Genomic DNA, 24,541 nt, shown 5'->3' with positions numbered 1-24,541 from the left:
GTGTTTTGAGGCGTCAGCGGTTGAACTGCGGATCACGGATGCCGTGCCGTTTTCGGATCCGATTCGAATGTGCTGTGCGGATCCCTTGAGGGATCGGAGGGGGCCTGACTTTATTCGATCATGGGTTGATTCAGCTGAACGAGTGATATGCGGCTCAATCCTGCATCGGTAGTCGACCGCGCGCCGCGGCGGGCGCCGCCACCACTCGCCACACGGTCAGGCCGACCACCACACCGTCGTATCGCCCGGAATCACGACACGTCCCGAGCTTTGGTCATGGCCCGACGCACCGTCACCGCTCGCGATCAATGGACGTCCTGGGCAGTGGTATTGCACGGGCTCCTCGGTGAGATTGACGGTGCAGACCAGCGAGCCTTGATCGCTGTCCCGCCGGAAGCACAGCATGCCCTGCGGCGCCTCCAGCCATGTCACGTCGGTACCCGCGCCCAAGGCCGGATGTGCGCGCCGGATCGCCAGCGCCGCCCGGTAGAACTCCAGGGTGGAGGAAGGGTCGCCGGTCTGCGCCTCGACGCTCAGCCTCGCCCACCCCTCGGGCTGCGGCAGCCAGCTCGGCCCGCCTGCGCGCGGACCGAAGCCGTACGGCGCCTTGCCGCCCGACCACGGGATCGGCACCCGGCACCCGTCGCGCGTACCGTCCTGCCCCGCGCTGCGGAAGAACGCCGGGTCCTGGCGCACCTCGTCGGGCAGGTCGGTCACCTCGGGCAGGCCCAGCTCCTCGCCCTGGTAGAGGTAGGCGGAGCCGGGGAGGGCGAGCATCAGCAGGGTGGCGGCACGGGCGCGCCGCAGCCCGCGCACCTCGTCGCCGGCGCCCAGCCGGGTGGTGTGGCGGACCACGTCGTGGTTGGAGAGCACCCAGGTGGCCGGTGCACCGACCGCGCCCATTGCGGTGAGCGAGCTGTCGATGACGTGACGTAGCGCCTCGCCGTCCCACCCGGTTTTCAGATACTGGAAGTTGAAGGCCTGGTGCAGCTCGTCGGGGCGCAAATACAGGGCGCTGCGTTCGATCGTCGGCGTCCAGGCCTCGGCGACGGCGATCCGCTCGCCCGGGTACTCGTCGAGGATGGTGCGCCAGGTGCGGTAGATGTCGTGGACGCCGTCCTGGTCGAAGAAGGGCAGCACCTGGGCGCCCAGCAGCTTCAGCTGTTCGCTGTGTCCGATGTCGGGCAGGCCTGCGGCCTTGACCAGGCCGTGGGCGACGTCGATGCGGAAGCCGTCGACGCCGAGGTCGAGCCAGAAGCGCAGGACGGAGCGGAACTCGTCGTGGACGGCGGGGTGGTCCCAGTTGAAGTCGGGTTGTTCGGGGGCGAACAGGTGCAGGTACCACTCGCCGGAAGGTCCGTCAGGTTCCGCTACACGTGTCCAGGCCGGGCCGCCGAAGACCGACTCCCAGTCACTGGGCGGCAGTTGGCCGTCCGGGCCCTTGCCGGAGCGGAAGTGGAAACGGCTCCGCAGTGGTGAGCCGGGGCCTTCGCGCAGCGCCTGCCGGAACCAGGGGTGCTGGTCGGAGCAGTGGTTGGGGACGATGTCGACGATGATGCGCAGCCCGAGCGCGTGCGCGTCGCGGACCAGGTCGTCGGCGTCGCTGAGGGTGCCGAACATCGGGTCGACGGCGCGGTAGTCGGTGACGTCGTAGCCGGCGTCGGCCTGAGGGGAGGCGTAGAAGGGGGAGAGCCAGACCGCGTCGACCCCGAGCTGTTTCAGGTACGGCAGGCGGGAGCGGATGCCGGGCAGGTCGCCGACGCCGTCCCCGTCGCCGTCGGCGAAGCTGCGCGGGTACACCTGGTAGATCACCGCGTCGCGCCACCAGCCGCCGGGAGCACGGACACCGGCGCGGTGGGGAGCGCGGTCGTCGGCCTCGGCGGGCCGGGGCACGCCTGCGAGGTGCTGACTGCTCATCGAGCTGCTCATCGAGTCCTTAGCGTAAGCGCGACGTGTGACACCTCTGTGCCGAGGAACCGGCACAGACGAGAAATGGACAGGGACGAGGGGCTACCTCAAGGCCGGCAGCGTCGAGCCGTCCGAGAGACCGGCGGACAGCTGAGCATGGGTGGACCGCTGCGCCGGAACGGCGAGCATGCGCCCGTTCTGGGAGTGCTGCAGGCCGCCGGTGGCGCTGATGGACTGCACGCCCGCGCTGCCCGCCGCCAGCAGATACCAGCGCCCTGAAGGGGCCTTCCACAGCGCGCCGGAGAGCACATCGGGCGAATACCGGCCGCAGGCCCGCGAATCCTGCGAGCCCGCAACCACCGAGGCCGGCGTGGCCGCCGCGGCGCCGGGCGGCAGGAACTGGATCAGCACATGCCCCGTACCCGCCCAGGTGTCAGCGCGCGTGCACAGCCAGCTCGCGCTCCCGCCGCCCTCCGGGAGCTGCTGGTCGGCGAAGTCCCACGTGGAGACGGAACGGACGCCCTCCCCGCGCACCGAGTCCAACCGGCACGCGGAGTGCGCCCAACTCGCCAGTGCTTGCTGCCCGGTGGCCTCGCCCTGCTGGGTGCCGTCACCGGTGGCATAGGTGAGGTGGACGGGCGTGAGGTCGCCGAGATCGGTGAGGAGGAAGGGCTGCAGGCCGGGGAGTCCGGAGTGAGGGGTCAGCTGCATCACCGGCCAGCTGACGCCCGCAGTACCGCACGCGCCGTCGGACGTGGCGCCGGCGCCGGCGCCGGCTGCGGAGGCGGAGGCGGAGGCGGCTGCGGAGGCGGGGACGGGTCCTGGCACCGGACCCGTCACGCCCTCCACGGACCGCTTCACTTCGTGCACGCTTGCGTCCGGCTTGAGCAGGTCGCGCAGCTGCACGCCGGTGACCCACGGAGCCGTCAGATAACGGGCGTTGGAGTCGGAGCGGTCGATCACCACCGCGGACGCCGACGACCCCCAGGCGCCGTCGACGCGGGCGAAGTCCAGCGCCTCGCCTCCGCCGTTGCCGCCGTCCGGCTCGGCATACCGCACGATCCGCATGCCGTCGTACATCAACACCACGGCCGCGCCGTCGACGTCACCGGCGAACAGCAGCTGCGGCGAGGCGGTCGGCGGGGTCTGCGCGGTGCCCGGCGTGACCGAGACATGCACCGAAGCACCCGGCTGTGCCCAGGCGTCGAGCGCGCGGCGCAGCAGCGCGGTGTCGTCGACGCGGTTGCCGCGTGCCGGCCACGCGGAGAAGTCGAGACGCGAACTGCGCAGCCAGGCATCGGGCGCCGCGCGCACGAGCTTCGCCGGGTCCAGCGCCTGGGCGAGCACGGACTGTCCCGCCCCTTCCGGCGTTGCCGAGCCGAAGCCGCCGTCGTCGGAACCCGGCATCCCGAACACCACCAGGGCGATCGCCACCGCCGCCGCTGCTGCAGACCCGGCGCGCATGTGCTGGCGCCTGCGCACCAGGTCCGTCGGCCGCGCCTGCACGGTGCACGGGTCGAACTCGGCCGAGGTGAGCAGTCGTGCGTCCGCCGCACCGTCGGCCGCCGACGCCGCCTCGCGCACCGCCTTCAACGGCTCGCTCACCCCGGCAGCGCCCAGCAGCTCCGCCACGTCCCGTTCGCCCAACTCCTCCAGACCACGCAGCGCGTACGCGGCCCGGGCGGGTGCGTCGAGCCGCGCGAGCCTGTGGTCGAGCGCCAACTCCTCCGCACCGCCTGCGGGCGGGAAGAGCCGCAGGCCGACCACGATCGGCGGAAGCGGCGCTGCCACGAGCGCCGAGCGCAGCCGGCGCCGCCAGCCGGTCAGCGGCCGCCCGTACCCCAGCGCGCCGCGCACCACCTCCTGGCGCAGCAGAGCGTAGGCCGGATCGGGGTGTGCGATGCTGCCTGGGACGGTGCGCCGGGAGCGCGGAAGCGTCCGCTGCGCGAGCCGGTGCGCGAGCAACACGCGCCTGTGGCGCCCGAGTCCGGCGGGCAGGATCAGGTAGGCGAGTCGCACGAGCCGCGGATAGTGCTCCACGAGCGCGGCCTCCGCATCCTCCACGGCGAGCGGTTCTGCGGCGTCCGTGGGCTCTCGACCTGCTCCACCGGACGGCTGCGCGGCGGCGGTTGCTTGCTGCATGTCCACGTACCGTCAAACGAGCCGTTCATGGGATGGTCACCGATCGGGGATACTCGCCGCGTGCACACCCCGACGGGAACATCAGATGGGTCGTTCAGAGCAGGTCGAATTCCCCCGCCCGTACGTCCGCGATGAACACCGACCACGCCTCGGGCCGCAGCAGCAGCGCCGGCCCGGACGGATCCTTCGAGTCGCGCACCCCGATGTCGCCTGTCGCGAGGGCGGCGATCTGCACGCAGTTGTGGCCACTGTTGCTGACGGAAGAGGCAATCCACTCGGCCTGCAGACTCTCGGCGTTCGAGGCGAACGTGCTCATGAATGGTCCTTCATCGCCTTGTTGATGTCCGTGACGTCCTGGACGTAGAGGCTACTCGTGACGGCGTCGCGTGGCTGCTGCGCCGGCCATATCCTCCGGGGATGGGATCAGCAGCACGTTCTTCCGCCACGATGGCCCTGGGTACGCTCGTCTCGCGTGTCACCGGTCTGATACGCCTCACCCTGCAGGGCGCGGCCCTCGGCACGGGGCTGCTCTTCGCGCACGGCGCGGCGACGGCGGATTCGACGCTGCCGGGCGGGCGGATGCTGCAGGCGCTCGGGCTCGGGCTGATCCCTTTCTCGGCGCAGTACTTGCTGCTGCGCGGCTTCTACGCGTTCGAGAACACGCGCACGCCGTTCTGGATGGGCGGTGTGGATCTCCGCACCGACATCGTCCTCCCACCGCGTGCCACCTGCTGCTGCCGGTGCGGTGGGCGGTGACCGGGATGGCGGGCGCGTACACCTTGTCGTACGGCGCCGGGCTGCTGGTCACGGCGGTGCTGCTGCGGCGCAGGCTGGAAGGACGCCTTGACGGCAGACGGCTGTGCCGTACGTACGGCAGGGTCGTCGGCGCCGCACTTCCGGCCGCGGTGGCTGGCTGGGCCGTGGCCCGGGCGGCGGACGGATCCGCGCTCGAACTGCTCGCGGGCGGCGCGGTGATGGCCGTGCTGTTCGTCCTGCTCGCCCGCGCGGTGGGCGTCAGCGGGCTGCGGCCGGGTGCCTTGCGGCAGTTGCGGCAACTGCCGCAGCTTCGGGCGTAGTCCGGCGCGTCGCGCGTGACGCGTCACGCCTCGCGCCGGCCGCCCGAGACGACGGCGGTGCGCGCGTAGTGCTGCATCTCGTCGATGTCGCCGATGTACGGGCGGATTTCGGCGAGGAAGGCGCGGAAGTACGGGCCTCCTCTGAAGCCCTGCTCGTGCTCCTCGACGGAGGCCCACTCGATGCGCAGGACGTACCGTTCGGGCTCGTCGATGGCGTGTGACAGTTCGTATCCGCGGCACTGCGGTGCGAGATCCAACTGCTCGGCCGCGGCCGCGTACGCCTTCTCGAAGGCGACGCGGCGCTCGGGCTCGGTGATGCGGTAGCGGATGTACTCGACGACCATCGGATGCCCCCTGTGGGAACGTGCCTGCGTTACGACGCTACGACGCGCCGCTGTCCTCGTGGCCGCGCAGCGCCGTCCTGTACCGCGCTTTCGCGATCGGCGCACCAATCGGACGAACCGGCTCCGCACCGCCCCCAGCTGTTACCGGAGAGTATCCCTGGTAATCCAGGACATTAAGGTGAAAGAAAACATCTACCGGTATAGGGGTAGGAAGCGCACAATGGTGATGCGGCATACGCCGTAACAGCGCGGTCAGGCTTGCGTCACGCGAAGGAGATGAGTCGCATGGCCGACCTCTCACACCGCCCAGGTGACATAACCGCTCACCCTGACGTGCACGAGATGCGGGAGCGCTACGCCCGCATGCTCGGCGGGCGTGCAGTGGCCGTCGACGGACTGCTGCTCCTCGCCGGTCTGTACGCCGCCGTCTCGCCGTGGACGGTCCACTTCTCGACCCTCCGGACGCCCCTCGCGATCAACAACGTGATCACCGGTCTCGCCGTCGCGGCATTCGGCGTCGGCCTCGCGATCGCGGCAGAGAGGCTGCTGGGCCTGAGCTGGGCCGTGAGCGCGATCGGCGTCTGGTTGATCATCTCTCCGTGGGTGGTCACCCGTTCGCCCGACACCGGGATCATGGCGACCCAGATTGCCACCGGCGCCGTGATCTGCGTGCTGGGTCTGGCGGGTGCGGCCATGGGGATGAGGAGTAGTAAGGCCAGGCCCGTCTGAGTCCATCCGGAGGAATCCACCTGAGACAACCGACTGATCCGGACGGCCCGTCGGCCGTTCCGGACGCTGACCGACCGTCGTCCGCGAGGGGGGCGCGGGCGACGGCCTTTTCGCGTCTAGCGATGGTGCGGGGGATGCGGCGGGTGCGGGGGATGCGGCGGCGGGGGCGGGATCGTCGCAATCCCGGGCGCCGGTTCGGGCCAGACGAGCAGGACCGGGCACGGCGCGTGGTCGACGACGAAGCGGCTGGCCGGGCCGAGGCTCTTGGGACCCAGGTGCGTACGGTCGCCGTCGCGGGCCACGACGAGCAGATCGGCCCCCTCAGCGGCGGCGACCACCTCCCGCTCGATGCGCCCGATGCGCTCGATGCGAGTGCAATCCCGCCCCAGCCGGTCGGCCGCGGCCCGCAGCAGTTCCCGGGCGGATCTGGCGGCCATGTCCTCCAGCCGGGTGCCGGGATCGCGCTCCGGGTGGCCGCGGCCGAGCATCCCCGCGTACGCACCGTGCGCCGCTCCGGGGATGTCGTGCGCGGTGACGTGGAGCAGCACGACGTCGGCGCCCTCCGGCGTATGGGCGCGGGCCGCATCCACACACGCCGGCCATGTGCCTTCGACGATCCAGACGATGACGGTCACGGCTCGAGCCTCCGGTCGACACTGAGCAGCCTCGGTTCAGCCTGGTTCAGCCTCCGATGACGTGCAGCGCAGCCCACAGTGCCATCACCGCGAGGACGAGCGCAGCAGGCACCGTGAGAAGTCCCAGACGGGTGAACTCGCCCAGGTCCACGTCGGTGTCGTGCTCGCGCACGATGCGCCGCCACAGCAGGGTGGCCAACGACCCGGCATACGTGAGATTGGGGCCGATGTTCACGCCGAGCAGCACCGCGAGCACGGCACCGGCGCCAGAGGGCGTGGTGAGCGGCAGCAGCACCAGCACGGCGGGCAGGTTGTTGATCACGTTCGCCAGCACCGCAGCCAGTGCCGCGACGCCCAGCAGGGCGGGCAGTCCGGTGCCGCCCGGTACCAGGTGCGCAAGAGCGGGACCGAGCCCGTTGTCGATCACCGCCCGCACCACGATCCCCAGCGCCAGGACGAAGGCGAGAAACGGCACGGCGGCCGCGCGGGCGATGGCGAACGCGGTGGTCCTGCGCTGAGCCAGCGCGCGGCAGGCGAGCACCAGCGCTCCGGCCGCGGCCGCCCACGCCGGACTCACCCCGAGCGCCGAGGTGATCACAAAACCGCCCAGCGTGCAGACGAGGGTGACCAGCGTGAACACCGGCACCTGGGGCGCCTGCGTGCCCGCGGCGCCGGCGCCGGCGGCGCCTGCACCGAGGTCGGTGCGGAAGAACCGCCGCAGGACGACGTACTCCACGCCGATGGTGACCGCCCACGGCAGCGCCATCAGCGAAGCGAAACGGGTGAAGCTCAGCCCGCTCGCGGCGAACGCCAGCAGGTTGGTCAGATTGGAGACCGGCAGCAGCAGCGACGCTGTGTTCGACAGATGCGTGCAGGCGTAGACGTGCGGTTTGGGACGGGCACCCAGCCGGGCGGCCGTGGCGAAGACCACCGGGGTGAGAAGTACCACCGTCGCGTCCAGGCTGAGCACCGCCGTGATCACCGAGGCGGTGGCGAACACCCAGCCCAGCAGCGCATACGGCCGTCCCGTGGCGGCGCGGGCCATCCACGCCCCGCACGCCCTGAACAGCCCTTCGTCGTCGCAGAGTTGAGCGAGCACCAGGACTGCCGCCAGGAAGCCCGCCACTGGTCCCAGGCGCACCGCCTCCGCACGGGCGTGATCCAGCGTGATCGCTCCCGTGCCGACGAGCAGCCCTGCGGCGGGCACCGCGACCACCGCTTCCGGCCGGCCCCACGGCCGTACGACCGCGCAGGCCAGCACGACGACGAGCAGGGCGGCGGCCAGAGCCTCCGCGGCAGACGTGTTCAGGGGGCCACTCCTTGCGCGATCCGGGACACCCCGGCTAGGAGGAGATTACGCGTCGGCGCGTCGCGTGGCCGCCGGATCAAGAGGGGGTGAGCGGCGCCGCGAGTGACGACGCGAATCACGAATGGCCGGGGCCGCCACCCTGCGCGTCGCAGGATGACGGCCCCGGCCGTCGGATCGCGGTCCTTGCCTGTCACACGTCGAAGTACAGCTCGAACTCGTGCGGGTGCGGACGCAGCTGCATTGGCGCGATTTCCTTCTCGCGCTTGTACTCGATCCAGGTCTCGATCAGGTCCTGGGTGAAGACACCGCCCTGGAGCAGGTACTCGTGGTCCTCTTCGAGGGCTTCGAGGACGGCCGGGAGGTTGGTCGGGACCTGCGGGACGTTCGCGTGCTCCTCCGGAGCCAGCTCGTAGAGGTCCTTGTCCACCGGCTCGGCCGGCTCGATCTTGTTCTTGATGCCGTCGAGGCCGGCCAGCAGCAGCGCCGAGAAGGCGAGGTACGGGTTGCCGGAGGAGTCCGGAGCGCGGAACTCGATGCGCTTGGCCTTCGGGTTGGCACCCGTGATCGGGATGCGGATGGCCGCCGAGCGGTTGCGCTGCGAGTAGACCAGGTTGACCGGGGCCTCGAAGCCGGGGACCAGGCGGTGGTAGGAGTTAACCGTCGGGTTGGTGAAGGCCAGCAGCGACGGGGCGTGCTTGAGGATGCCGCCGATGTAGTAGCGGGCGGTGTCGGACAGGCCCGCGTAGCCCTGCTCGTCGTAGAAGAGCGGCTCGCCGCCCAGCCACAGCGACTGGTGGCAGTGCATGCCCGAGCCGTTGTCGCCGAAGATCGGCTTCGGCATGAAGGTGGCGGTCTTGCCATTGCGCCAGGCGACGTTCTTCACGATGTACTTGAAGAGCATCAGGTCGTCGGCGGCGGCCAGCAGCGTGTTGAACTTGTAGTTGATCTCGGCCTGGCCGGCGGTGCCCACCTCGTGGTGCTGGCGCTCGACCTGAAGGCCGGCCTTGATCAGCTCCAGCGAGATCTCGGCGCGCAGGTCGGCGAAGTGGTCGACCGGCGGGGCCGGGAAGTAGCCGCCCTTGTAACGGACCTTGTAACCACGGTTGTCCTCGATCGCGCCGGTGTTCCAGGCGCCGGCCTCGGAGTCGATGTGGTAGAAGGCCTCGTTCTCCTTCGTCTCGAAGCGCACGCTGTCGAAGACGTAGAACTCGGCTTCGGGACCGAAGAACGCCGTGTCGGCGATACCGGTGGACGCCAGGTACGTCTCGGCCTTCTTGGCCACGTTCCGCGGGTCACGGCTGTACTGCTCGCCGGTGATCGGGTCGTGGATGAAGAAGTTGATGTTGAGCGTCTTGTCCTTGCGGAACGGGTCGACGCGAGCCGTCGAGAGGTCTGCACGAAGCGCCATGTCGGACTCGTGGATGGCCTGGAAGCCCCGGATCGACGAGCCGTCGAAGGCAAGCTCCTCGGTCGGGTCGAACGTCTCGACCGGCACCGTGAAGTGCTGCATGATGCCGGGCAGGTCGCAGAACCGGACGTCGATGAACTTGACGTCCTCGTCCGAAATGAACTTCTTGGCCTCGTCGGCGTTCTGGAACATCCAACTCCTCCTCGGCCCGGGCCTGGCTCGGCACGGGTTTGCTCGTCCGTGCGGCCAGTGCGGTGGCGCACGCTGTTCCCGACCTTAGAGATCGGGGATTTCCCAAGCATGACCCATTTGTTTCGCCGACGTTAACCGCGACGCGCGCCGTGGACCGCGCCTGACGTGAGCGAGCAGGGCCCTGCCCGCCCCCGCACCGCGGCGACCGTATGCACTGCGGCTACCGTAGGGGGGTGGACAAGAGGGAAGCTTTGGGATCGTGGCTGTCCGGGCCGCGGGCGGCCGCCGAGCAGATGGGCGCCGACTTCGGTCACCGCGGTGAACGACTCGGGCTGCCGCAGCAGGGGCCGGGCTCGATCGCCCCGGTCGGGCGGCGGATCGCGGCGCTGTTCGTCGACTGGGGGCTGTGCCTTCTGATCGCTTACGGGCTGCTCTCCCACGGGCGCGCCACCTCCGCGGACAACTGGACCTTCGCACTCTTCGGGGTGGTCAGCCTGCTGACCCTCGCCACCGTCGGCAGCACTCCGGGCAAGCGGTTGATGCGCCTGCGGGTGATCCGCGTCGACGGCGGCAGGCTCGGGATCGGCGCGGTGGTGCTGCGTACCGTGCTGCTGCTCCTGGTGATCCCCGCCGCGATCTGGGACCGGGACACGCGTGGGATGCACGACAAGGCAGCCGGCGCCGTCCAGGTCAGGATGTGACCGAATGAGAACCGAAGGAGAAGGGGCCCGGGGCGAACGCGCCCCGGGCCCCTTCTCCTTCTTCCTTCTTCGCGTCAGCGCAGCTTGCCGCCCTTGGGCATCCGCACACCCTTCGGCATCGGGCCCTTGGGGATCGGCATGTTGCTCATCAGGTCGCCGAGCGCCCGCAGCCGGTCGTTGACCTCGGTCACCTTCGGGCCCGGCAGTACGCGGGGGAGCTTCAGCAGCGTGGTGCGGACCTTCTTCAGCGGCACCTCGCCCTCGCCCGTCCCCACGATGATGTCCGTGACCGGGGTGTCGTAGACGACCCGAGCCATCCGCTTCTTCTCGGCCGCGAGCAGTGCCTTGACCCGGTTCGGGTTGCCCTCGCCGACCAGCACGATGCCGGCGCGGCCGACCGCCCGGTGCACCACGTCCTGGTTGCGGTTCATCGCCACGGCGGGCGTCACCGTCCAGCCGCGTCCCACGTTGTCCAGCACCGCGGCCGCGGCGCCCGGCTGCCCCTCCATCTGCCCGAAGGCGGCACGCTCGGCCCGGCGGCCGAAGACGATCGCCATCGCGAGGAAGGCCAGCAGGAAGCCGAGGATGCCTGCGTATACGGGATGACCCAGCGCGAAGCCGATGGCGAGGAGCACACCGAAGGTGACGATGCCCACCGCCGCGACGACGAGACCGACCTTCGGGTCGGCCCGCCGGGTCATCTTGTAGGTCAGGCCGATCTGCTTCAGCCGCCCGGGGTTCTCGGCACTCCCGGGGCCGTTGGAGTTTTCCTTCCTCGCCATGCCGCACAGGATACGTGGCCTGGGAGGCTGTGGCTCACCCGGATGGACCGGGCGGCGAGGGGACCGCACCCGACCGCGCCGGACGGCAGCGGACCGGCCGGTTGCGCCCTTTACGTCAGATCGCCCAGTTCGGTGAAGTCGGCGAAGTCGATGAGACCGGTGTTCGCGGAGCGCTTGCTGCTGAGAGCCTCCAGCACGTGCTGGGCGTCGCGGCGGTCCTTGGCCCGCCGCCGGTCCTCGAGCACAGCGGTCCACGCATTGCGGCGAGCGGTCTGCTGACCGCCGCGCAGCAGGAAAGCCTCCACCACGCGCAACGCGCCGGTGACTGGCCCCGGCGTGCTGGTGCTGCCTGTGGTGGAGCTCGGGTATACGCGCGCGGCCTGCGCCTGCATCAGCGATCCCCCTAAGGGCTAGGAACGGCGTGAGTGTGCTCGTACCCAGAGTCACCACATTGTGTTACCAGTCGGTGACCGCCCGGTCAAACGCGCATGAAACCCTGTTGCGGCTCTTACGCTGTCCAGCCGCACTTTCCGGCCGGACGGCCGTTACACCGCCCGGGCGGCGACGGCCTGCGCGCGCCGGTCGATCGCCTGTTGGTAGAGCCGTCCCGCGCGGTACGACGAACGCACCAGCGGCCCCGACATGACACCCGCGAAACCGATCTCCTCGGCCTCTTCCTTCAGCTCGATGAACTCGTCCGGCTTCACCCACCGCTCGACCGGGTGGTGCCGCACGCTCGGCCGCAGGTACTGGGTGATGGTGATCAGCTCGCAACCCGCGTCGTGGAGGTCCTGCAGCGCCTGGCTGATCTCCTCGCGCTCCTCGCCCATCCCCAGGATCAGGTTGGACTTGGTGACCAGACCCGCCGCACGGGCCCGCGTGATGACCTCGAGCGAGCGCTCGTACCGGAAGGCAGGGCGGATCCGCTTGAAGATCCGTGGCACCGTCTCGACGTTGTGCGCCAGCACCTCGGGGCGGGAGGAGAAGACCTCGGCGAGTTGCCCGGGCACCGCGTTGAAGTCCGGGATCAGCAGCTCGACCTTGGTGCGGCCGGCCTCGCGCTCCGCCGTCATCGCATGGATCTGCCGCACGGTCTCCGCGTACAGCCACGCCCCGCCGTCCTCCAGGTCGTCGCGGGCGACGCCGGTGATGGTGGCGTAGTTCAGGTCCATGGTGACCACGGACTCGCCCACGCGGCGCGGCTCGTCGCGGTCGAGAGGCTGCGGCTTGCCCGTGTCGATCTGGCAGAAGTCGCAGCGCCGGGTGCACTGGTCGCCGCCGATGAGGAAGGTGGCCTCGCGGTCCTCCCAGCATTCGTAGATGTTGGGACAGCCGGCCTCCTGGCACACGGTGTGCAGACCCTCGCGCTTGACCAGGCTCTGCAGCTCGCGGTACTCCGGACCCATCTTCGCCCGGGTCTTGATCCACTCGGGCTTGCGCTCGATGGGGGTCTGGCTGTTCCGGACCTCCAGACGCAGCAACTTACGCCCGTCGGGTGCGACAGCGGACACGTCCGGCTCCGTTTCGTCTGGCACGGCATTCATTTCTTCGGCGCATCCCAGGGTACGCCCGTGGATTTGCACGCTCTGCGTTGTGCCAACCCCTGCAGTCGCGGGTGCATTCCCTGTGGGGCGCCCCGAACTGCTCACCCGGCTGTCGCTGCTCACACCGCGCGCGGCAGCGGCTCGGACGACTCGATGACCTCCCGCAGGTGCTTCTCGACGAGCGGGAGCACCTCGCCCACGGCCACCTCGCGGCCCAGCTCGGCGGAGAGCGAGGTCACCCCGGCGTCTCGGATCCCGCACGGCACGATCCGGTCGAACCACGTGTTGTCGGGGTTGCAGTTGAGCGCGAAGCCGTGCATCGTCACGCCCTTGGCGACGCGGATGCCGATCGCGGCGAGCTTGCGGTCCTCGCGGCGCTGGCCTGCGTTGGACGGGGCGTACTCCGGGCCGCTCAGCCGCGGGTCGAACTCCTCGTCGTGCAGCCGAGGGTCGAAGTCGAGGGTGAGGCCGCCGACGGCCGGGCGCTGGTCCACAGGGTCGCCCAGCACCCACACTCCGCTGCGCCCCTCGACGCGGGTGGTCTGAAGGCCCAGCTCGGCGCAGACGCGGATCAGGGCCTCTTCGATGCGGCGCACGTGGGCCACGACGTCCACCGGGCGCGGAAGCTTCAGGATCGGGTAGCCGACGAGCTGGCCGGGGCCGTGCCAAGTGATCTTGCCGCCGCGGTCCACGTCCACCACCGGAGTGCCGTCGAGCGGGCGCTCGCTCACCTCGGTGCGGCGGCCGGCCGTGTAGACGGGCGGGTGCTCCAGCAGCAGGCAGGTGTCCGGGATCTCGTCCGCGAAGCGGGCGGAGTGCACCCGGCGCTGTTCCTGCCATGCCTGCTGGTACTCGACTGCGTCCTCCCCGAATCCGAGGTGGACAAAGCGCAGGTCGCTCGTCCCCTCGCGGTGCTGGGGATACCCCATTTCGGCTCCTCAGGTTTTTGGCTCTTGGCGCCGTATGCCACTGTACGGCGGCGGCTCGAACGGGAGTGAAGCGGCTGCTGCCTTTATCACGACGGCCAGTGCGGACGGACGGATTCCGTAGCGCCTCACCGGTGCAGTTCACCCATTCCGGCGAACGCGGGGCAGGTGTGGCGAACGGGACGCTGGCGACGGTTACATTCACGCCGTTCCAGGCCCGATCACGTCGCCATCCCTCCCGAGGAGGGGACCGCACAGCACATGACGGAACGAGCATCGCAGCGCACGCCCAACCGCCAACTCGCCGCGCTCATCGCCGAGGCAGGCTTCTCCAACGCGGGCCTCGCGCGCCGCGTCGACCAGCTCGGCATCGAGCACGGCCTCGATCTCCGGTACGACAAGACCTCGGTAACCCGCTGGCTGCGCGGCCAGCAGCCGCGTGGTACCACTCCCGCGCTGATAGCCGAAGTGTTCACCCGGCGACTCGGCCGCCGTCTGTCCGCGCAGGACCTCGGTCTCGACGCCTGCGCCCCGGTCTACGCGGGACTCGAATTCGCCGCGACGCCCCAGGAGGCCGTGGACATCGTCGCCGGACTGTGGCGCAAGGACACCGGCAGTCAAGCCGAACTGCGCAGAATCGCCTTCACACCGGCCGGTCTCGTCGTCCCCAGCCGGGACTGGCTGATCGGACGTCCCGACGAGCGCGTCGCCCACGGCCCCGAGCCGGAGGCCCTGTCCGGGCCGGAGGCGCTGCCGCCCGGCGGCGTCAAGGGCATGCCACCTCTCGGGCCGGCGCTGTCCGTGCCGCGGGTGCCCCCGCAGACCCGCGGGCGTACGGGTGCCATGGGCCGCCCGCAGCCGCCCCGCGGCCGGGAGCGGGAGACCGGCCGCCGGGTGACGATGGGGGACGTCCACGCACTGCGCTCGGTCGGCGAGCTGTTCCGCTCCCTCGACCACGCCTACGGCGGCGGACACGCCCGCCAGGCGCTCGTGCGCTACCTCGAACACGAAGCCGAGCCGATGCTGCGCGGAGCCTACGGGGAGACCCTCGGCCGCCGGCTCTTCGCCGCCACCGCCGACCTGACCCGGCTCGCGGGCTGGACCTCGTACGACATCGGGGCGCACGGGCTCGCCCAGCGCTACTTCGTCCAGTCGCTGCGCCTGACCCAGGCCGCGGGCGACCGCGCCTACGGCGGGTATGTACTGGTCACGATGAGCCGGCAAGCGGTCTATCTCGGCCACGGCCGCGAAGCGGTGCAGCTGGCGCGCGTTGCCCAGCAGGGCATCGGGACGGGCGCGCCACCCGTCGTCCAGGCGCTGCTGTACGCCGCCGAGGCGCGCGGGCACGGAGTGCTCGGCGAGGCGCGGGCGTGCGCGGCGGCGCTCGCCCGCTCGGAACGGGCGCTCGAAGCCGGCCGCCCCGGCGACGAGACGCCGTCCTGGGCGCGCTTCTTCGACGAGGCCCAGCTCGCCGACGAGTTCGCCCACTGCCATCGTGACCTGCGCGAATACCGTACGGCGGCACAGCACGCCGAGCGCTCGCTGCAGCTGCGAGGACCGGCCTACGCACGCAGTCGGCTCTTTTGCCGCGTCGTGCTCGCCACCGCCCGCCTCGGCCTTGGCGAGGTGGAACAGGCGTGCGCGCTCGGTACGGAGGCGATGCAGCAGGCGGCCGAGATGCGCTCGCTACGGGCGCTGGAGTACGTGCGCGACCTCGCCCGCCGCCTCGAAGCGCACCGCGACGCCCCCACCGTCCGAGCCTTCCACGAACGCGCGGCGGCGCTGGGCGTCACGGTTGCATGAATCGCTGTATGGCTCAACGACTCTACGTGTACGGGTCAGGGGGGTCAGGCGGCCGCCGGGAGGTCGCGGGCGGTGTCGCCGTAGCCGGGGCGGATGCCGAAGTCCCGCATCACGTGGTGGGCGGCACGACGGCCGGAGAACAGCGCGCCCTGCACGGTGCTGGTGTCCCGGTGGTCCCCGCACACATACAGCCCGCACAGCACCCGCACCGGGCGGCGCAGGTCGTGCGGGGCGGGCATCGCGGGGACCGCCCGCGGGTCGTCGCGGACGGCGAGCAGCTGCCAGCCGTCGGTGCGGGTGCCGTACAGCTCGGCGAGGTGCGCGCGCACCGAGCGGTCCAGCAGCTCGGGCGGGGCGGCCGTGGCCGGGCCGAGGACGGTCGAGGTGATCAGCACCCGGCCGGCCGGCGCGCGCGAGCGGTCGACGTCGCTGGCGACCATCGTGTGCGCGACGGGCCCGCGGCCGTCCGAACCGAGCACCAGCGCCGGCTCGCGCAGCCGCGGTGCCTCGGCCGCGTCCGCCGCATGGTGGACCACGGTGACCGGATGGAACGACGGCACCCGCAGGCCCGGCAGCAGCGCCGCCGCATCACGGGCGCCGGTGGCCACGACCGCGGCGCGGCAGGGCATCCGCTCGCCGTCGGCGGTGGTGACGGCGTTGGCCGACACCGAGATCGCACGCGCCCCGAGCCGCACGGTCCCCGGCGGCAGCGCCGCGGCCAGCAGCTCGGGGACGGCCCCCGAGCCCCCGGCGGGCAGTGCCAGACGCCCGCGGGCGAAGCCGCGCAGCACGAGATCCGCGCAGCGGCTGGAGGTGGTCAGCTGCGCGTCGTGAAGGAGCGCGATGAGCAGCGGCCGCAGATAGCCGTCGACCATGCGCGGCGGAAAGCCGCGCGCGGCGAGGGCCTCCGCGGCCGTGGTCTCCGCACGCGCCAGCAGGCGGGGCAGCGGGATCGCGGCGAACCGGCCGAGCGCGGAGCCGAGCCGCGCCTTGTGGAAGGCGCCGAGCGCGCCGCGCGGATGGGCGGCCGGTGCGGTGACCGGTGTCAGCGGCAGCAGTCTGAGCCCCTTGAGTCCGGGGGTGCGGCGCAGCTCGGGGTAGGCGGTGCCGAGCAGCTGGCTGCCGCGGTCGAGCCGGAACCCGTCGACGCTCTCCGTCGACATCCGTCCGCCGACCCGTGGAGCTGCTTCGAGAACGGTGACCGTCACCCCCGCGTTGACCAGATGATGTGCGGTGCTCAGGCCCGCCAGGCCTGCTCCGACGACGATGACATCGGTGTCCGAATGAGGTGCGTGAAACGGCACGGCGCTGCCCCTCCCAGAGCTCGGTACGGCTCCCCGCTCGCTGGAGAGGTCATGCCCGCATCCGTGCGAACTGATACCGGATCAGGACCGATCGTCGGCAGCGGCCCGGATCGCGTCGTCGATCCGGGGGAAGGCGAACGCGAATCCGGAGTCCAACAGCCGCCGGGGGACGGCACGTTGGCCGGTGAGGATCTCCTGCGCGAAGTCGCCGAGCGCGATCCGCAGCACGGGTGCGGGGACGGTGGCCACCGTCGGACGGTGCAGCACCCTGCCCATCGCGGCCGTGGCCTCGGCGTTGGTGACCGGCTCCGGCGCGGTCAGATTCACCGGTCCCGACAGCCCCTCGGTGTCGATCAGATGCCGTAGCGCGGCGATGTGGTCGTGCAGTGCGATGAAGCTCCAGTACTGGCGCCCGCTGCCGAGACGTCCGCCGAGACCTGCCTTGAAGAGCGGGAAGAGCCTCCCCCATGCCCCGCCGCCGGAGGCGACGACAAGGCCCGTCCGGGCCATGACGGTGCGCACCCCCGCATCGCGCGCCGCCGCCGTCGCCCCTTCCCAGTCCTGGCAGACCCGGGCGAGAAAGCCCGCGCCGGGCGGCGCGGACTCGTCGACGACACGGTCGCCGGTGTCTCCGTAGTAGCCGACGGCCGATCCGCTGACGAAGACCCGTGGCGGCCTGTCGAGACCGGCCAGCGCCTCGGCGATCGTCGTCGTGCCGAGCACCCGGCTCTCGCGGATCTCCTGCTTGTAGCGGGCGGTCCATCGGCGGTCGCCGACCCCGGCACCCGCAAGGTGCACGACCGCGTCGCAGCCCTCGATTGCGGCGGTGTCCACATAGGAACGCTTCGGGTCCCACTCGGCCTCGTCCGGCGCGTCCGGCACTCGCCGGACGAGACGCACCACCTCGTGCGAGTCGCCGCGCAGCGAGCGCACGAGTGCAGAACCGATCAGGCCGGAGGAGCCGGTCACCGCGATATGCATGGGGCCATCCTGGCCCAGTGCCCGCGCGTGCGCCTGTTCTGCTCGTTCTGCGTCTCGTTGCGGGGCTCGTTTTGGGGCTCGTCCTGCGTCACCTGCCGTAACGCTGCCAGAGCGTGGGCAGCCGATCGGCCATCGCCGCGTCGTTGTCGAGATCGAGGCGCGCACCTGCGGGTTCGGCGGGTCGGCGCAGGCCCAGATCGGGCAGGCGGACGCCGGTCAGCTGCTCGTACGCCTCGTCGGCCGCGTAGCCCAGGTCCTCGGCGTCCCCGTCCACGTCCTCGTCGAACCCCTTGACCAGCGACGCGAGGTCGTCGGGCTGGTGCAGCGCGCCCTCGTAGGCGTGCCGGCCGCGGCTGATGAGCCAGCAGCGGAAGGAGTCGAAGGCGTCCTCGTCCACACCACCGAGCAGGATGTCGGCCGCGCCCCACAGGTCCCAGCGGTAGGCCCGGTTCATCCGGGTCTCGAAGTGCCGGGCGAAGTCCAGCACGGCGTCCGGGTCGAGCTGCGCCAGCTTCTCGACCACCAGATCGGCCTGCTCGTAGGGGTCACCGTCGGCCGTCTCGCGCGCCGTGTCGATGATCTCCCAGAACTCCGTCTCGTCCATCACGGCTACAGCATCCCGGCCGCGGCGCCGCCGTGCACGCGGAGTGCCTCGGATGCGGCCGTGTCGTTACGCAACGGACAGCAGTGGGCATACGGAACAGCCCCCGTACGCGTCATGCGTACGGGGGCCGCGCAGGCGTGCGCAGGCGTCCGCTCAGATCCCGAGGTCGCCCTCGAACTCACCAGCCTCCAGGCGCGCCTTGACGGTGGCGAGGAAGCGCGCCGCGTCGGCGCCGTCGACGATGCGGTGGTCGTACGACAGGGCCAGGTAGACCATGTCGCGGATCCCGATGGCCGTGCCCTCGTCGGTCTCGATGACGACCGGCCGCTTGACCGTCGCGCCGATGCCCAGCATGGCGACCTGCGGCTGGTTGAGGATCGGGGTGTCGAACAGGGCACCGCGCGAACCGGTGTTGGTCACGGTGAAGGTGCCGCCCGCCAGCTCGTCCGGCTTGAGGCCGCCCTCACGCGTGCGGGTCGCGAGGTCGGCGGTCTTCTTGGCGATACCGGCGATGTTGAGGTCGCCCGCACCGTGGATGACCGGGACGAACAGGCCCTTCTCGGTGTCCACGGCGATGCCGATGTTCTCGACGTCGTGGTACGTGATGGTGTCGTCGTCGTTGACCCGGGCGTTGACGATCGGGTGGACCTTCAGCGCCTCGGCCGCGGCCTTGACGAAGAACGGCATCGGCGAGAGCTTGACGCCCTCGCGCTGCTGGAAGCCGGCCTTCGCCTTCTCGCGCAGCTTCATGATCTTGGTGACGTCGGCCTCGACCACCGTCGTCAGCTGCGCGGAGACCCGCAGCGACTCGACCATGTGCTTGGCGATCGCCTTGCGCACCCGGGTCATCGGGACCGTCTGGCCGCGCAGCGGCGACGGCGTCACCGCGGCGGCCTTGCCGGCCGGAGCAGCGGCGGCGGCCGGAGCCTGTGCGGCCTTGGCCGCCTCGGCGGCGGCAAGGACGTCCTGCTTGCGGATGCGACCGCCGACGCCGGTGCCCTTCACTGCGGCCAGGTCCACGCCGCTTTCGGCGGCGAGCTTACGGACCAGGGGGGTCACGTAGGCGCCCGCGGCCTCACCGGCGGGAGCCGGCGCCGGGGCGACCGGCGCGGCGGGGGCAGGAGCAGCCGGTGCGGCCGGCGCGGCCGGCGCGGCCGGGGCCGGAGTCGGGGCCACGGGAGGAGCGGGAGCCGGTGCCGGTGCCGGTGCCGCCTGGACCGGGGCCGGGGTGGGTGCCGGGGCCTGGGCCTGCGGCGCAGGGGCGGGGGCCGCCGGGGCCGGAGCCGGAGCGGCGGCAGGGGCCGCGCCCGGCGCACCGATGACGGCCAGCTTCGCGCCGACCTCAGCGGTCTCGTCCTCGCCGATGAGGATCTCGAGCAGGGTGCCCGACGCGGGGGCCGGGATCTCGGTGTCGACCTTGTCGGTGGAGACCTCGAGCAGCGGCTCGTCCGCCGCGACCTCCTCGCCGACCTGCTTCAGCCAGCGGGTGACGGTGCCCTCGGTGACCGACTCGCCGAGCGCGGGCAGCAGCACCGGGGTGCCCTCGGCGCCACCGGCCGGGGCGGCCGGGGCGGCCGGAGCGGCCGCGGGGGCCGGTGCCGGGGCCTCGGCCTGCGGTGCGGGGGCGGGGGCCGCCGGGGCCGGGGCGGCAGGCGCCTCGGCCGCGGCGGCCGCAGGCGCGGGGGCGGCAGCGGGAGCACCCGTGCCGTCGTCGATGATGGCCAGCTCGGAGCCGACCTCGACCGTCTCGTCCTCGGCCACCTTGATGGAGGCGAGCACGCCCGACGCGGGGGCCGGGATCTCGGTGTCGACCTTGTCGGTCGACACTTCGAGCAGCGGCTCGTCGGCTTCGACGCGCTCGCCCTCGGCCTTCAGCCAGCGGGTGACGGTGCCCTCGGACACGCTCTCGCCGAGCGCCGGCAGGGTTACGGAAACCGCCATGGTTTCGGTTGCTCCTATCGATCTGTGCGGATGTGCTGCGTGTCGTGAGGGTCAGTCGTGGGAGTGCAGCGGCTTGCCGGCCAGGGCCAGGTGGGCCTCGCCGAGCGCCTCGTTCTGCGTCGGGTGCGCGTGGATCAGCTGCGCGACCTCGGCGGGCAGAGCCTCCCAGTTGTAGATCAGCTGGGCCTCGCCGACCTGCTCACCCATCCGGTCACCGACCATGTGGACTCCGACGACGGCTCCGTCCCGGACCTGGACGAGCTTGATCTCGCCCGCGGTCTTGAGGATCTTGCTCTTGCCGTTGCCCGCGAGGTTGTACTTCAGGGTGACGACCTTGTCCGCACCGTACAGCTCCTTGGCCTTCGCCTCGGTGATGCCCACGGAGGCGACCTCCGGGTGGCAGTACGTGACGCGGGGAACGCCGTCGTAGTCGATCGGCACGGGCTTGAGGCCGGCCAGTCGCTCCGCCACCAGGATGCCCTCGGCGAAGCCGACGTGCGCGAGCTGGAGCGTCGGGACCAGGTCGCCGACGGCCGAGATGGTCGGCACGTTGGTCTGCATGTACTCGTCGACGAGGACGTAGCCGCGGTCCATAGCGACCCCGGCCTCCTCGTAGCCCAGGCCCTGCGAGACCGGGCCGCGGCCGACGGCGACGAGCAGCACCTCGGCCTCGAAGGTCTTGCCGTTCTCCAGGGAGACCTTCACGCCGTCGGCGGTGTACTCCACGCCGGAGAAGCGCGAGCCGAGGGAGAAGTTGATGCCGCGCTTGCGGAAGGCGCGCTCCAGCAGCTTGGAGCTGTTCTCGTCCTCGACGGGGACCAGGTGCGGGAGCGCCTCGACGATCGTGACGTCGACGCCGAACGACTTCCACGCGGAGGCGAACTCGACGCCGATGACGCCGCCGCCCAGCACGATCGCGGACTTCGGCACGCGGTCGAGCACGAGGGCGTGGTCGGAGGAGATGATCCGGTCGCCGTCGATCGTCAGGCCCGGCAGGGACTTCGGCACGGAGCCGGTGGCGAGCAGCACGTGGCGGCCGGTGTAACGCTCACCGTTGACGTCGACCGAGGTGGGGGAGGAGAGCCGGCCCTCGCCGGTGACGTAGGTGACCTTGCGGCTCGCCACCAGGCCCTGCAGACCCTTGTACAGGCCGGAGATCACCCCGTCCTTGTACTTGTGGACGCCGGCGATGTCGATGCCCTCGAAGGTGGACTTGACGCCGAACTCGGCGCCCTCGCGCGCCTGGTCCGCTAGTTCACCGGCGTGCAGCAGAGCCTTCGTGGGGATGCAGCCACGGTGCAGACAGGTGCCGCCGAGCTTGTCCTTCTCGATCAGGGCGACGTCCAGGCCCAGCTGAGCCGCGCGCAGCGCAGCGGCGTAGCCGCCACTGCCGCCACCGAGGATCACTAGGTCGAAAACGGTGCTGGCGTCGTTCGCCACGTCACGTCCTCCATGCATGGGTGCGCCGGAGCCGGTCACCGTACTGACCGGGCGGCTTTATGTTCGGCCGCTTGTTTTAGAAGAAGGCCCTGTCGTGCCGAGACAACATCTTCGCACTTGTTCACGGCTGCCGGGACGCGGGGCCGGGGTGTGGGACGCCATAGATGCCCTGGACACGCATTACCCGATGGTAACGATGTGCGATCTCGCTCAGGGCGAACAAACGCGGCCCCGGGATCCATACCCGGGGCCGCGCAAGTGTGAGCCGTACCTCTCAGCCGTACGCGTCAGCCGTACGTCAGAGGATCTCGCCCGCCGCCGCCTTCTCGGCGAGACGCACCAGTGTGCGCACCGCCGTACCGGTACCGCCCTTGGGGGTGTAGCCGAACGGGGCGGCCTCGTTGAACGCGGGACCGGCGATGTCCAGGTGGGCCCAGGTGACGCCGTCGCCGACGAACTCCTTCAGGAAGAGGCCCGCCACCAGGCCGCCGCCCATCCGCTCACCCATGTTGGCGATGTCGGCGACCGGCGACTCCATGCCCTTGCGCAGATCGGTCGGGAGCGGCATCGGCCAGGACGCCTCGCCGGCCTCCTCTGCGGTGGCATGCACCACACCGCGGAAGTCGTCGTCGTTCGCCATGATGCCGAAGGTGCGGTGGCCGAGCGCCAGTACCATCGCGCCGGTCAGCGTCGCCACGTCGATGAGCGCGTCCGGCTGCTCCTCGCAGGCGCGGGTGATCGCGTCGGCAAGCACCAGACGGCCCTCGGCGTCGGTGTTGAGCACCTCGACGGTCTTGCCCGAGTACATGGTCAGCACGTCGCCGGGGCGGATGGCGGTGCCCGACGGCATGTTCTCGGCGAGCGCGAGCCATCCGGTCACGTTGACCGCGAGCCCCAGCTTGGCGGCGGCCACGACGGCGGCGAAGACCGCGGCGGCGCCGCTCATGTCGCACTTCATCGTCTCGTTGTGCCCGGCCGGCTTGAGCGAGATGCCGCCCGAGTCGTACGTGATGCCCTTGCCGACGAAGGCGAGGTGCTTGGCGCCCCTGCCGCCGCCCGTGTACGCGACCTTCACCAGCCGCGGCGGGTTCGCCGAGCCCTGGCCGACGCCGAGGATGCCGCCGTAACCACCCTTGGCCAGCGCCTTCTCGTCCAGCACCTCGACCTTCAGGCCGTGTTCCTTGGCCGCTTCCTGGACGGTCGTGGCGAACGACTTCGGGAACAGGTCGTTCGACGGGGTGTTGATCAGGTCACGGGCCCGGTTGACCTCCTCGGCCACGGCGGCGGCCCGCTCAGCGGCGGCCTTGTACGCCTTGTCGCGCGGCTTGGCGCCGATCACCGCGACCTCGGCGAGCGGCTCCTTGACACCGTTTTCGCTCTTGCCGTTGCCGTTCACCTTGCGGTAAGCGGTGAAGGCGTACGCGCCGAGCAGCGCGCCCTCCGCGATCGCCTCGGCGCACGCCGCGTCCTCGGCCGGGAGCGCGAACGCGGCCTTCTTCGACCCTGCGAGAGTGCGGGCCGCGACCCCGGCGGCGCGGCGCAGCACCTCCGCCGAGCATGCCTGACCGTCGGCGGGAGCCTCGCCGAGACCGACCGCCAGCACCACCGGCGCCTTGACACCGGCAGGCGCCGGGAGCTTGGTCACCTCGCCCTCACCGCCCGTGGCGCCGAGGGTCTCCAGGGTGGCCGCCAGCTTGTTGTCAAACGCCTTGTCCACCGCCTCCCCGCCGGGGGCCACGACCGGGCCCTTGGCACCCTTGGTCACGCCCACGACGACGGCGTCCGCGCGCAACGACGCGGCGGAGGAAGTGCTGAAAGTCAGTGCAGTCACGGTCTTGGGATTCCTCTTCCGTCGAGGTCCTGTCGCAATCGGCCGATGGGTGGGCCGGCGCCTTTGTCCCTTGTGGGGGCTCGCTGCATCGTATGCCGCGTGGTCCGGCCGCTGACCGTTCGGCCCTCGGATTCGTGAGCCTACGCCTGGCTGCGACTGAGCGTGGTCAGGTGATCGCAAGCGCCACGAGCGTCGTCGTAGCGGCGGTCTCGGCGAGGGCGCCGAAGACGTCGCCGGTGACGCCGCCGAGGCGGGCGCGGCAGCGGCGCAACAGCAGCTCCGCGGCGGCGAGTCCGGCGAGCGCGGCGAGCGCGTGGTGCACAGCGGCGTACGGGCCGAACAGGGCGCCGCCGAGCGCGGCGGCGAGCACGGTGAGCGCCGCCAGGGCCCAGGCGGTGCGTTCCGGGACGCTGCCGGCGACGGCGCTTCCCAGGCCGTCCTTGCGTGCGGGCTCCACCTGTTGTCGGCAGGCCAGCGTCATCGCGGTGCGCGCGGTCACCGCGGCGACGGTCGCGGCGAGGGCGCCCTCGGTCCAGCCGGCGGCGTATCGCCCGCTGAGCGCGGCGATTTGGGCGAGCAGCATGAAGACCAGGGTGAGTACACCGAAAGGACCGATGTCCGACTGCTTCATGATGCGCAGCGCGTCCTCGGCAGGCTTGGAGCTGCCGAGCCCGTCGGCGGTGTCGGCGAGCCCGTCGAGGTGCAGTCCGCGGGTGAGCACGGCGGGGACCGCAGCGGTGGCCACGGCGGCGAGCAGCGCTCCGCCGCCGAGGACGAGCAGGGCGCCCCCGGCGGCGGCAGCACAGAGCCCGACGACGAGCCCGACGACGGGGGCGCACGACATGCCCGTCCGCGCGGCCTCCCGGTCCCAGCGTTCGATGCGTACGGGGAGCACAGTGAGCGTGCCGAAGGCGAAGCGGAGTCCATGCGGTGCTGTCACG

21 protein-coding genes and 1 pseudogene are annotated in these 24,541 nt (G+C 71.3%); 4 read left to right on the top strand and 18 right to left on the bottom strand.

Annotated elements, in window-relative coordinates; all coding sequences use genetic code 11:
- Positions 1-216: 216 nt before the first annotated feature.
- From NGB36_RS13790 to NGB36_RS13780, 3 genes are all read right to left on the bottom strand, one after another.
- Positions 217-1,917 carry a glycoside hydrolase family 13 protein gene (locus tag NGB36_RS13790; protein ID WP_255920527.1) on the bottom strand — a complete coding sequence of 567 codons (1,701 nt, stop codon included), beginning with the start codon at positions 1,915-1,917 and terminating at the stop codon, positions 217-219.
- Between the two features lie 93 nt (positions 1,918-2,010).
- Complete coding sequence (locus NGB36_RS13785) at positions 2,011-4,050, bottom strand: hypothetical protein (RefSeq protein ID WP_255920526.1); 2,040 nt, start codon at positions 4,048-4,050, stop codon at positions 2,011-2,013.
- A gap of 94 nt (positions 4,051-4,144) precedes the next feature.
- Positions 4,145-4,366, bottom strand: coding sequence for a DUF397 domain-containing protein (locus tag NGB36_RS13780; RefSeq protein ID WP_255920525.1), 222 nt, complete (start codon positions 4,364-4,366; stop codon positions 4,145-4,147).
- A 203-nt stretch (positions 4,367-4,569) separates the two neighbouring features.
- On the opposite strand from NGB36_RS13780, the pseudogene NGB36_RS34045 reads away from it, so the two are divergent.
- Positions 4,570-5,126, top strand: a pseudogene (locus NGB36_RS34045) (lipid II flippase MurJ); the annotation flags it as partial.
- 23 nt (positions 5,127-5,149) lie between these two features.
- Here NGB36_RS34045 and NGB36_RS13770 read toward each other — a convergent pair.
- Positions 5,150-5,470 (bottom strand): putative quinol monooxygenase, encoded by a 321-nt coding sequence (locus NGB36_RS13770; RefSeq protein ID WP_255920524.1) that lies wholly within the window; start codon positions 5,468-5,470, stop codon positions 5,150-5,152.
- Between the two features lie 285 nt (positions 5,471-5,755).
- Here NGB36_RS13770 and NGB36_RS13765 point away from each other — a divergent pair, with 285 nt between their 5' ends.
- Complete coding sequence (locus NGB36_RS13765; RefSeq protein ID WP_255920523.1) at positions 5,756-6,199, top strand: SPW repeat protein; 444 nt, start codon at positions 5,756-5,758, stop codon at positions 6,197-6,199.
- Positions 6,200-6,315: 116 nt separating this feature from the next.
- On the opposite strand, the gene NGB36_RS13760 is transcribed toward NGB36_RS13765, so the two are convergent.
- From NGB36_RS13760 to glnA, 3 genes are all read right to left on the bottom strand, one after another.
- A complete protein-coding gene (locus NGB36_RS13760) occupies positions 6,316-6,834 on the bottom strand; it encodes a universal stress protein (RefSeq protein ID WP_255920522.1) in 519 nt (172 codons plus the stop codon).
- A gap of 46 nt (positions 6,835-6,880) precedes the next feature.
- A complete protein-coding gene (locus NGB36_RS13755) occupies positions 6,881-8,143 on the bottom strand; it encodes an SLC13 family permease (protein WP_255920546.1) in 1,263 nt (420 codons plus the stop codon).
- A gap of 190 nt (positions 8,144-8,333) precedes the next feature.
- A complete protein-coding gene (gene glnA, locus NGB36_RS13750) occupies positions 8,334-9,743 on the bottom strand; it encodes a type I glutamate--ammonia ligase (RefSeq protein WP_255920521.1) in 1,410 nt (469 codons plus the stop codon).
- A 233-nt stretch (positions 9,744-9,976) separates the two neighbouring features.
- Between glnA and NGB36_RS13745 the strand changes: the two genes are divergently transcribed.
- Complete coding sequence (locus tag NGB36_RS13745; RefSeq protein WP_255920520.1) at positions 9,977-10,444, top strand: RDD family protein; 468 nt, start codon at positions 9,977-9,979, stop codon at positions 10,442-10,444.
- Positions 10,445-10,518: 74 nt separating this feature from the next.
- Here the strand turns inward: NGB36_RS13745 and NGB36_RS13740 are convergent, their stop codons facing one another.
- From NGB36_RS13740 to lipB, 4 genes are all read right to left on the bottom strand, one after another.
- A complete protein-coding gene (locus NGB36_RS13740) occupies positions 10,519-11,226 on the bottom strand; it encodes a DUF4191 domain-containing protein (protein ID WP_255920519.1) in 708 nt (235 codons plus the stop codon).
- A gap of 110 nt (positions 11,227-11,336) precedes the next feature.
- Positions 11,337-11,618: an SCO2195 family GlnR-regulated protein gene (locus tag NGB36_RS13735; protein WP_255920518.1), complete on the bottom strand. Its 282-nt coding sequence runs from the start codon at positions 11,616-11,618 to the stop codon at positions 11,337-11,339.
- Between the two features lie 153 nt (positions 11,619-11,771).
- On the bottom strand, positions 11,772-12,737 hold the full coding sequence (lipA, locus tag NGB36_RS13730; RefSeq protein ID WP_255920517.1) for a lipoyl synthase: 966 nt from the start codon (positions 12,735-12,737) through the stop codon (positions 11,772-11,774).
- Between the two features lie 152 nt (positions 12,738-12,889).
- Positions 12,890-13,699 (bottom strand): lipoyl(octanoyl) transferase LipB, encoded by an 810-nt coding sequence (lipB, locus tag NGB36_RS13725; protein WP_255920516.1) that lies wholly within the window; start codon positions 13,697-13,699, stop codon positions 12,890-12,892.
- Between the two features lie 258 nt (positions 13,700-13,957).
- On the opposite strand from lipB, the gene NGB36_RS13720 reads away from it, so the two are divergent.
- Complete coding sequence (locus NGB36_RS13720) at positions 13,958-15,499, top strand: NsdA family TPR-like regulatory protein (RefSeq protein ID WP_255920515.1); 1,542 nt, start codon at positions 13,958-13,960, stop codon at positions 15,497-15,499.
- Positions 15,500-15,543: 44 nt separating this feature from the next.
- Here the strand turns inward: NGB36_RS13720 and NGB36_RS13715 are convergent, their stop codons facing one another.
- The 7 genes from NGB36_RS13715 to NGB36_RS13685 form a co-directional block, all read right to left on the bottom strand.
- The gene (locus NGB36_RS13715) at positions 15,544-16,803 is read right to left on the bottom strand and encodes an NAD(P)/FAD-dependent oxidoreductase (RefSeq protein ID WP_255920514.1); all 1,260 of its coding nucleotides are present in this window, start codon (positions 16,801-16,803) and stop codon (positions 15,544-15,546) included.
- 81 nt (positions 16,804-16,884) lie between these two features.
- Positions 16,885-17,784 carry a TIGR01777 family oxidoreductase gene (locus tag NGB36_RS13710; RefSeq protein WP_255920513.1) on the bottom strand — a complete coding sequence of 300 codons (900 nt, stop codon included), beginning with the start codon at positions 17,782-17,784 and terminating at the stop codon, positions 16,885-16,887.
- A gap of 88 nt (positions 17,785-17,872) precedes the next feature.
- Complete coding sequence (locus NGB36_RS13705) at positions 17,873-18,388, bottom strand: DUF4240 domain-containing protein (RefSeq protein ID WP_255920545.1); 516 nt, start codon at positions 18,386-18,388, stop codon at positions 17,873-17,875.
- Positions 18,389-18,541: 153 nt separating this feature from the next.
- On the bottom strand, positions 18,542-20,329 hold the full coding sequence (gene sucB, locus NGB36_RS13700; protein WP_255920512.1) for a 2-oxoglutarate dehydrogenase, E2 component, dihydrolipoamide succinyltransferase: 1,788 nt from the start codon (positions 20,327-20,329) through the stop codon (positions 18,542-18,544).
- A gap of 51 nt (positions 20,330-20,380) precedes the next feature.
- Positions 20,381-21,769 carry a dihydrolipoyl dehydrogenase gene (gene lpdA / locus NGB36_RS13695; protein WP_255920511.1) on the bottom strand — a complete coding sequence of 463 codons (1,389 nt, stop codon included), beginning with the start codon at positions 21,767-21,769 and terminating at the stop codon, positions 20,381-20,383.
- 298 nt (positions 21,770-22,067) lie between these two features.
- Complete coding sequence (locus NGB36_RS13690) at positions 22,068-23,600, bottom strand: leucyl aminopeptidase (protein WP_255920510.1); 1,533 nt, start codon at positions 23,598-23,600, stop codon at positions 22,068-22,070.
- 166 nt (positions 23,601-23,766) lie between these two features.
- Complete coding sequence (locus NGB36_RS13685) at positions 23,767-24,540, bottom strand: adenosylcobinamide-GDP ribazoletransferase (protein ID WP_255920509.1); 774 nt, start codon at positions 24,538-24,540, stop codon at positions 23,767-23,769.
- Position 24,541: the final 1 nt, after the last annotated feature.

Source organism: Streptomyces humicola, assembly GCF_024436035.1.
Taxonomy (GTDB): domain Bacteria; phylum Actinomycetota; class Actinomycetes; order Streptomycetales; family Streptomycetaceae; genus Streptantibioticus_B; species Streptantibioticus_B humicola.
This window is presented reverse-complemented; position numbering and strand designations above follow the sequence as displayed.

Coding starts and splice junctions, on each gene's coding strand:
- NGB36_RS13765 (WP_255920523.1), top strand. CDS start 5,756: ATGGCCGACCTCTCACACCGCCCAGGTGACATAACCGCTCACCCTGAC.
- NGB36_RS13790 (WP_255920527.1), bottom strand. CDS start 1,917: ATGAGCAGTCAGCACCTCGCAGGCGTGCCCCGGCCCGCCGAGGCCGAC.
- NGB36_RS13770 (WP_255920524.1), bottom strand. CDS start 5,470: ATGGTCGTCGAGTACATCCGCTACCGCATCACCGAGCCCGAGCGCCGC.
- NGB36_RS13705 (WP_255920545.1), bottom strand. CDS start 18,388: ATGGACGAGACGGAGTTCTGGGAGATCATCGACACGGCGCGCGAGACG.
- NGB36_RS13720 (WP_255920515.1), top strand. CDS start 13,958: ATGACGGAACGAGCATCGCAGCGCACGCCCAACCGCCAACTCGCCGCG.
- sucB (WP_255920512.1), bottom strand. CDS start 20,329: ATGGCGGTTTCCGTAACCCTGCCGGCGCTCGGCGAGAGCGTGTCCGAG.
- lipB (WP_255920516.1), bottom strand. CDS start 13,699: ATGGGGTATCCCCAGCACCGCGAGGGGACGAGCGACCTGCGCTTTGTC.
- NGB36_RS13780 (WP_255920525.1), bottom strand. CDS start 4,366: ATGAGCACGTTCGCCTCGAACGCCGAGAGTCTGCAGGCCGAGTGGATT.
- NGB36_RS13735 (WP_255920518.1), bottom strand. CDS start 11,618: ATGCAGGCGCAGGCCGCGCGCGTATACCCGAGCTCCACCACAGGCAGC.
- NGB36_RS13710 (WP_255920513.1), bottom strand. CDS start 17,784: ATGCATATCGCGGTGACCGGCTCCTCCGGCCTGATCGGTTCTGCACTC.
- NGB36_RS13785 (WP_255920526.1), bottom strand. CDS start 4,050: ATGCAGCAAGCAACCGCCGCCGCGCAGCCGTCCGGTGGAGCAGGTCGA.
- glnA (WP_255920521.1), bottom strand. CDS start 9,743: ATGTTCCAGAACGCCGACGAGGCCAAGAAGTTCATTTCGGACGAGGAC.
- NGB36_RS13740 (WP_255920519.1), bottom strand. CDS start 11,226: ATGGCGAGGAAGGAAAACTCCAACGGCCCCGGGAGTGCCGAGAACCCC.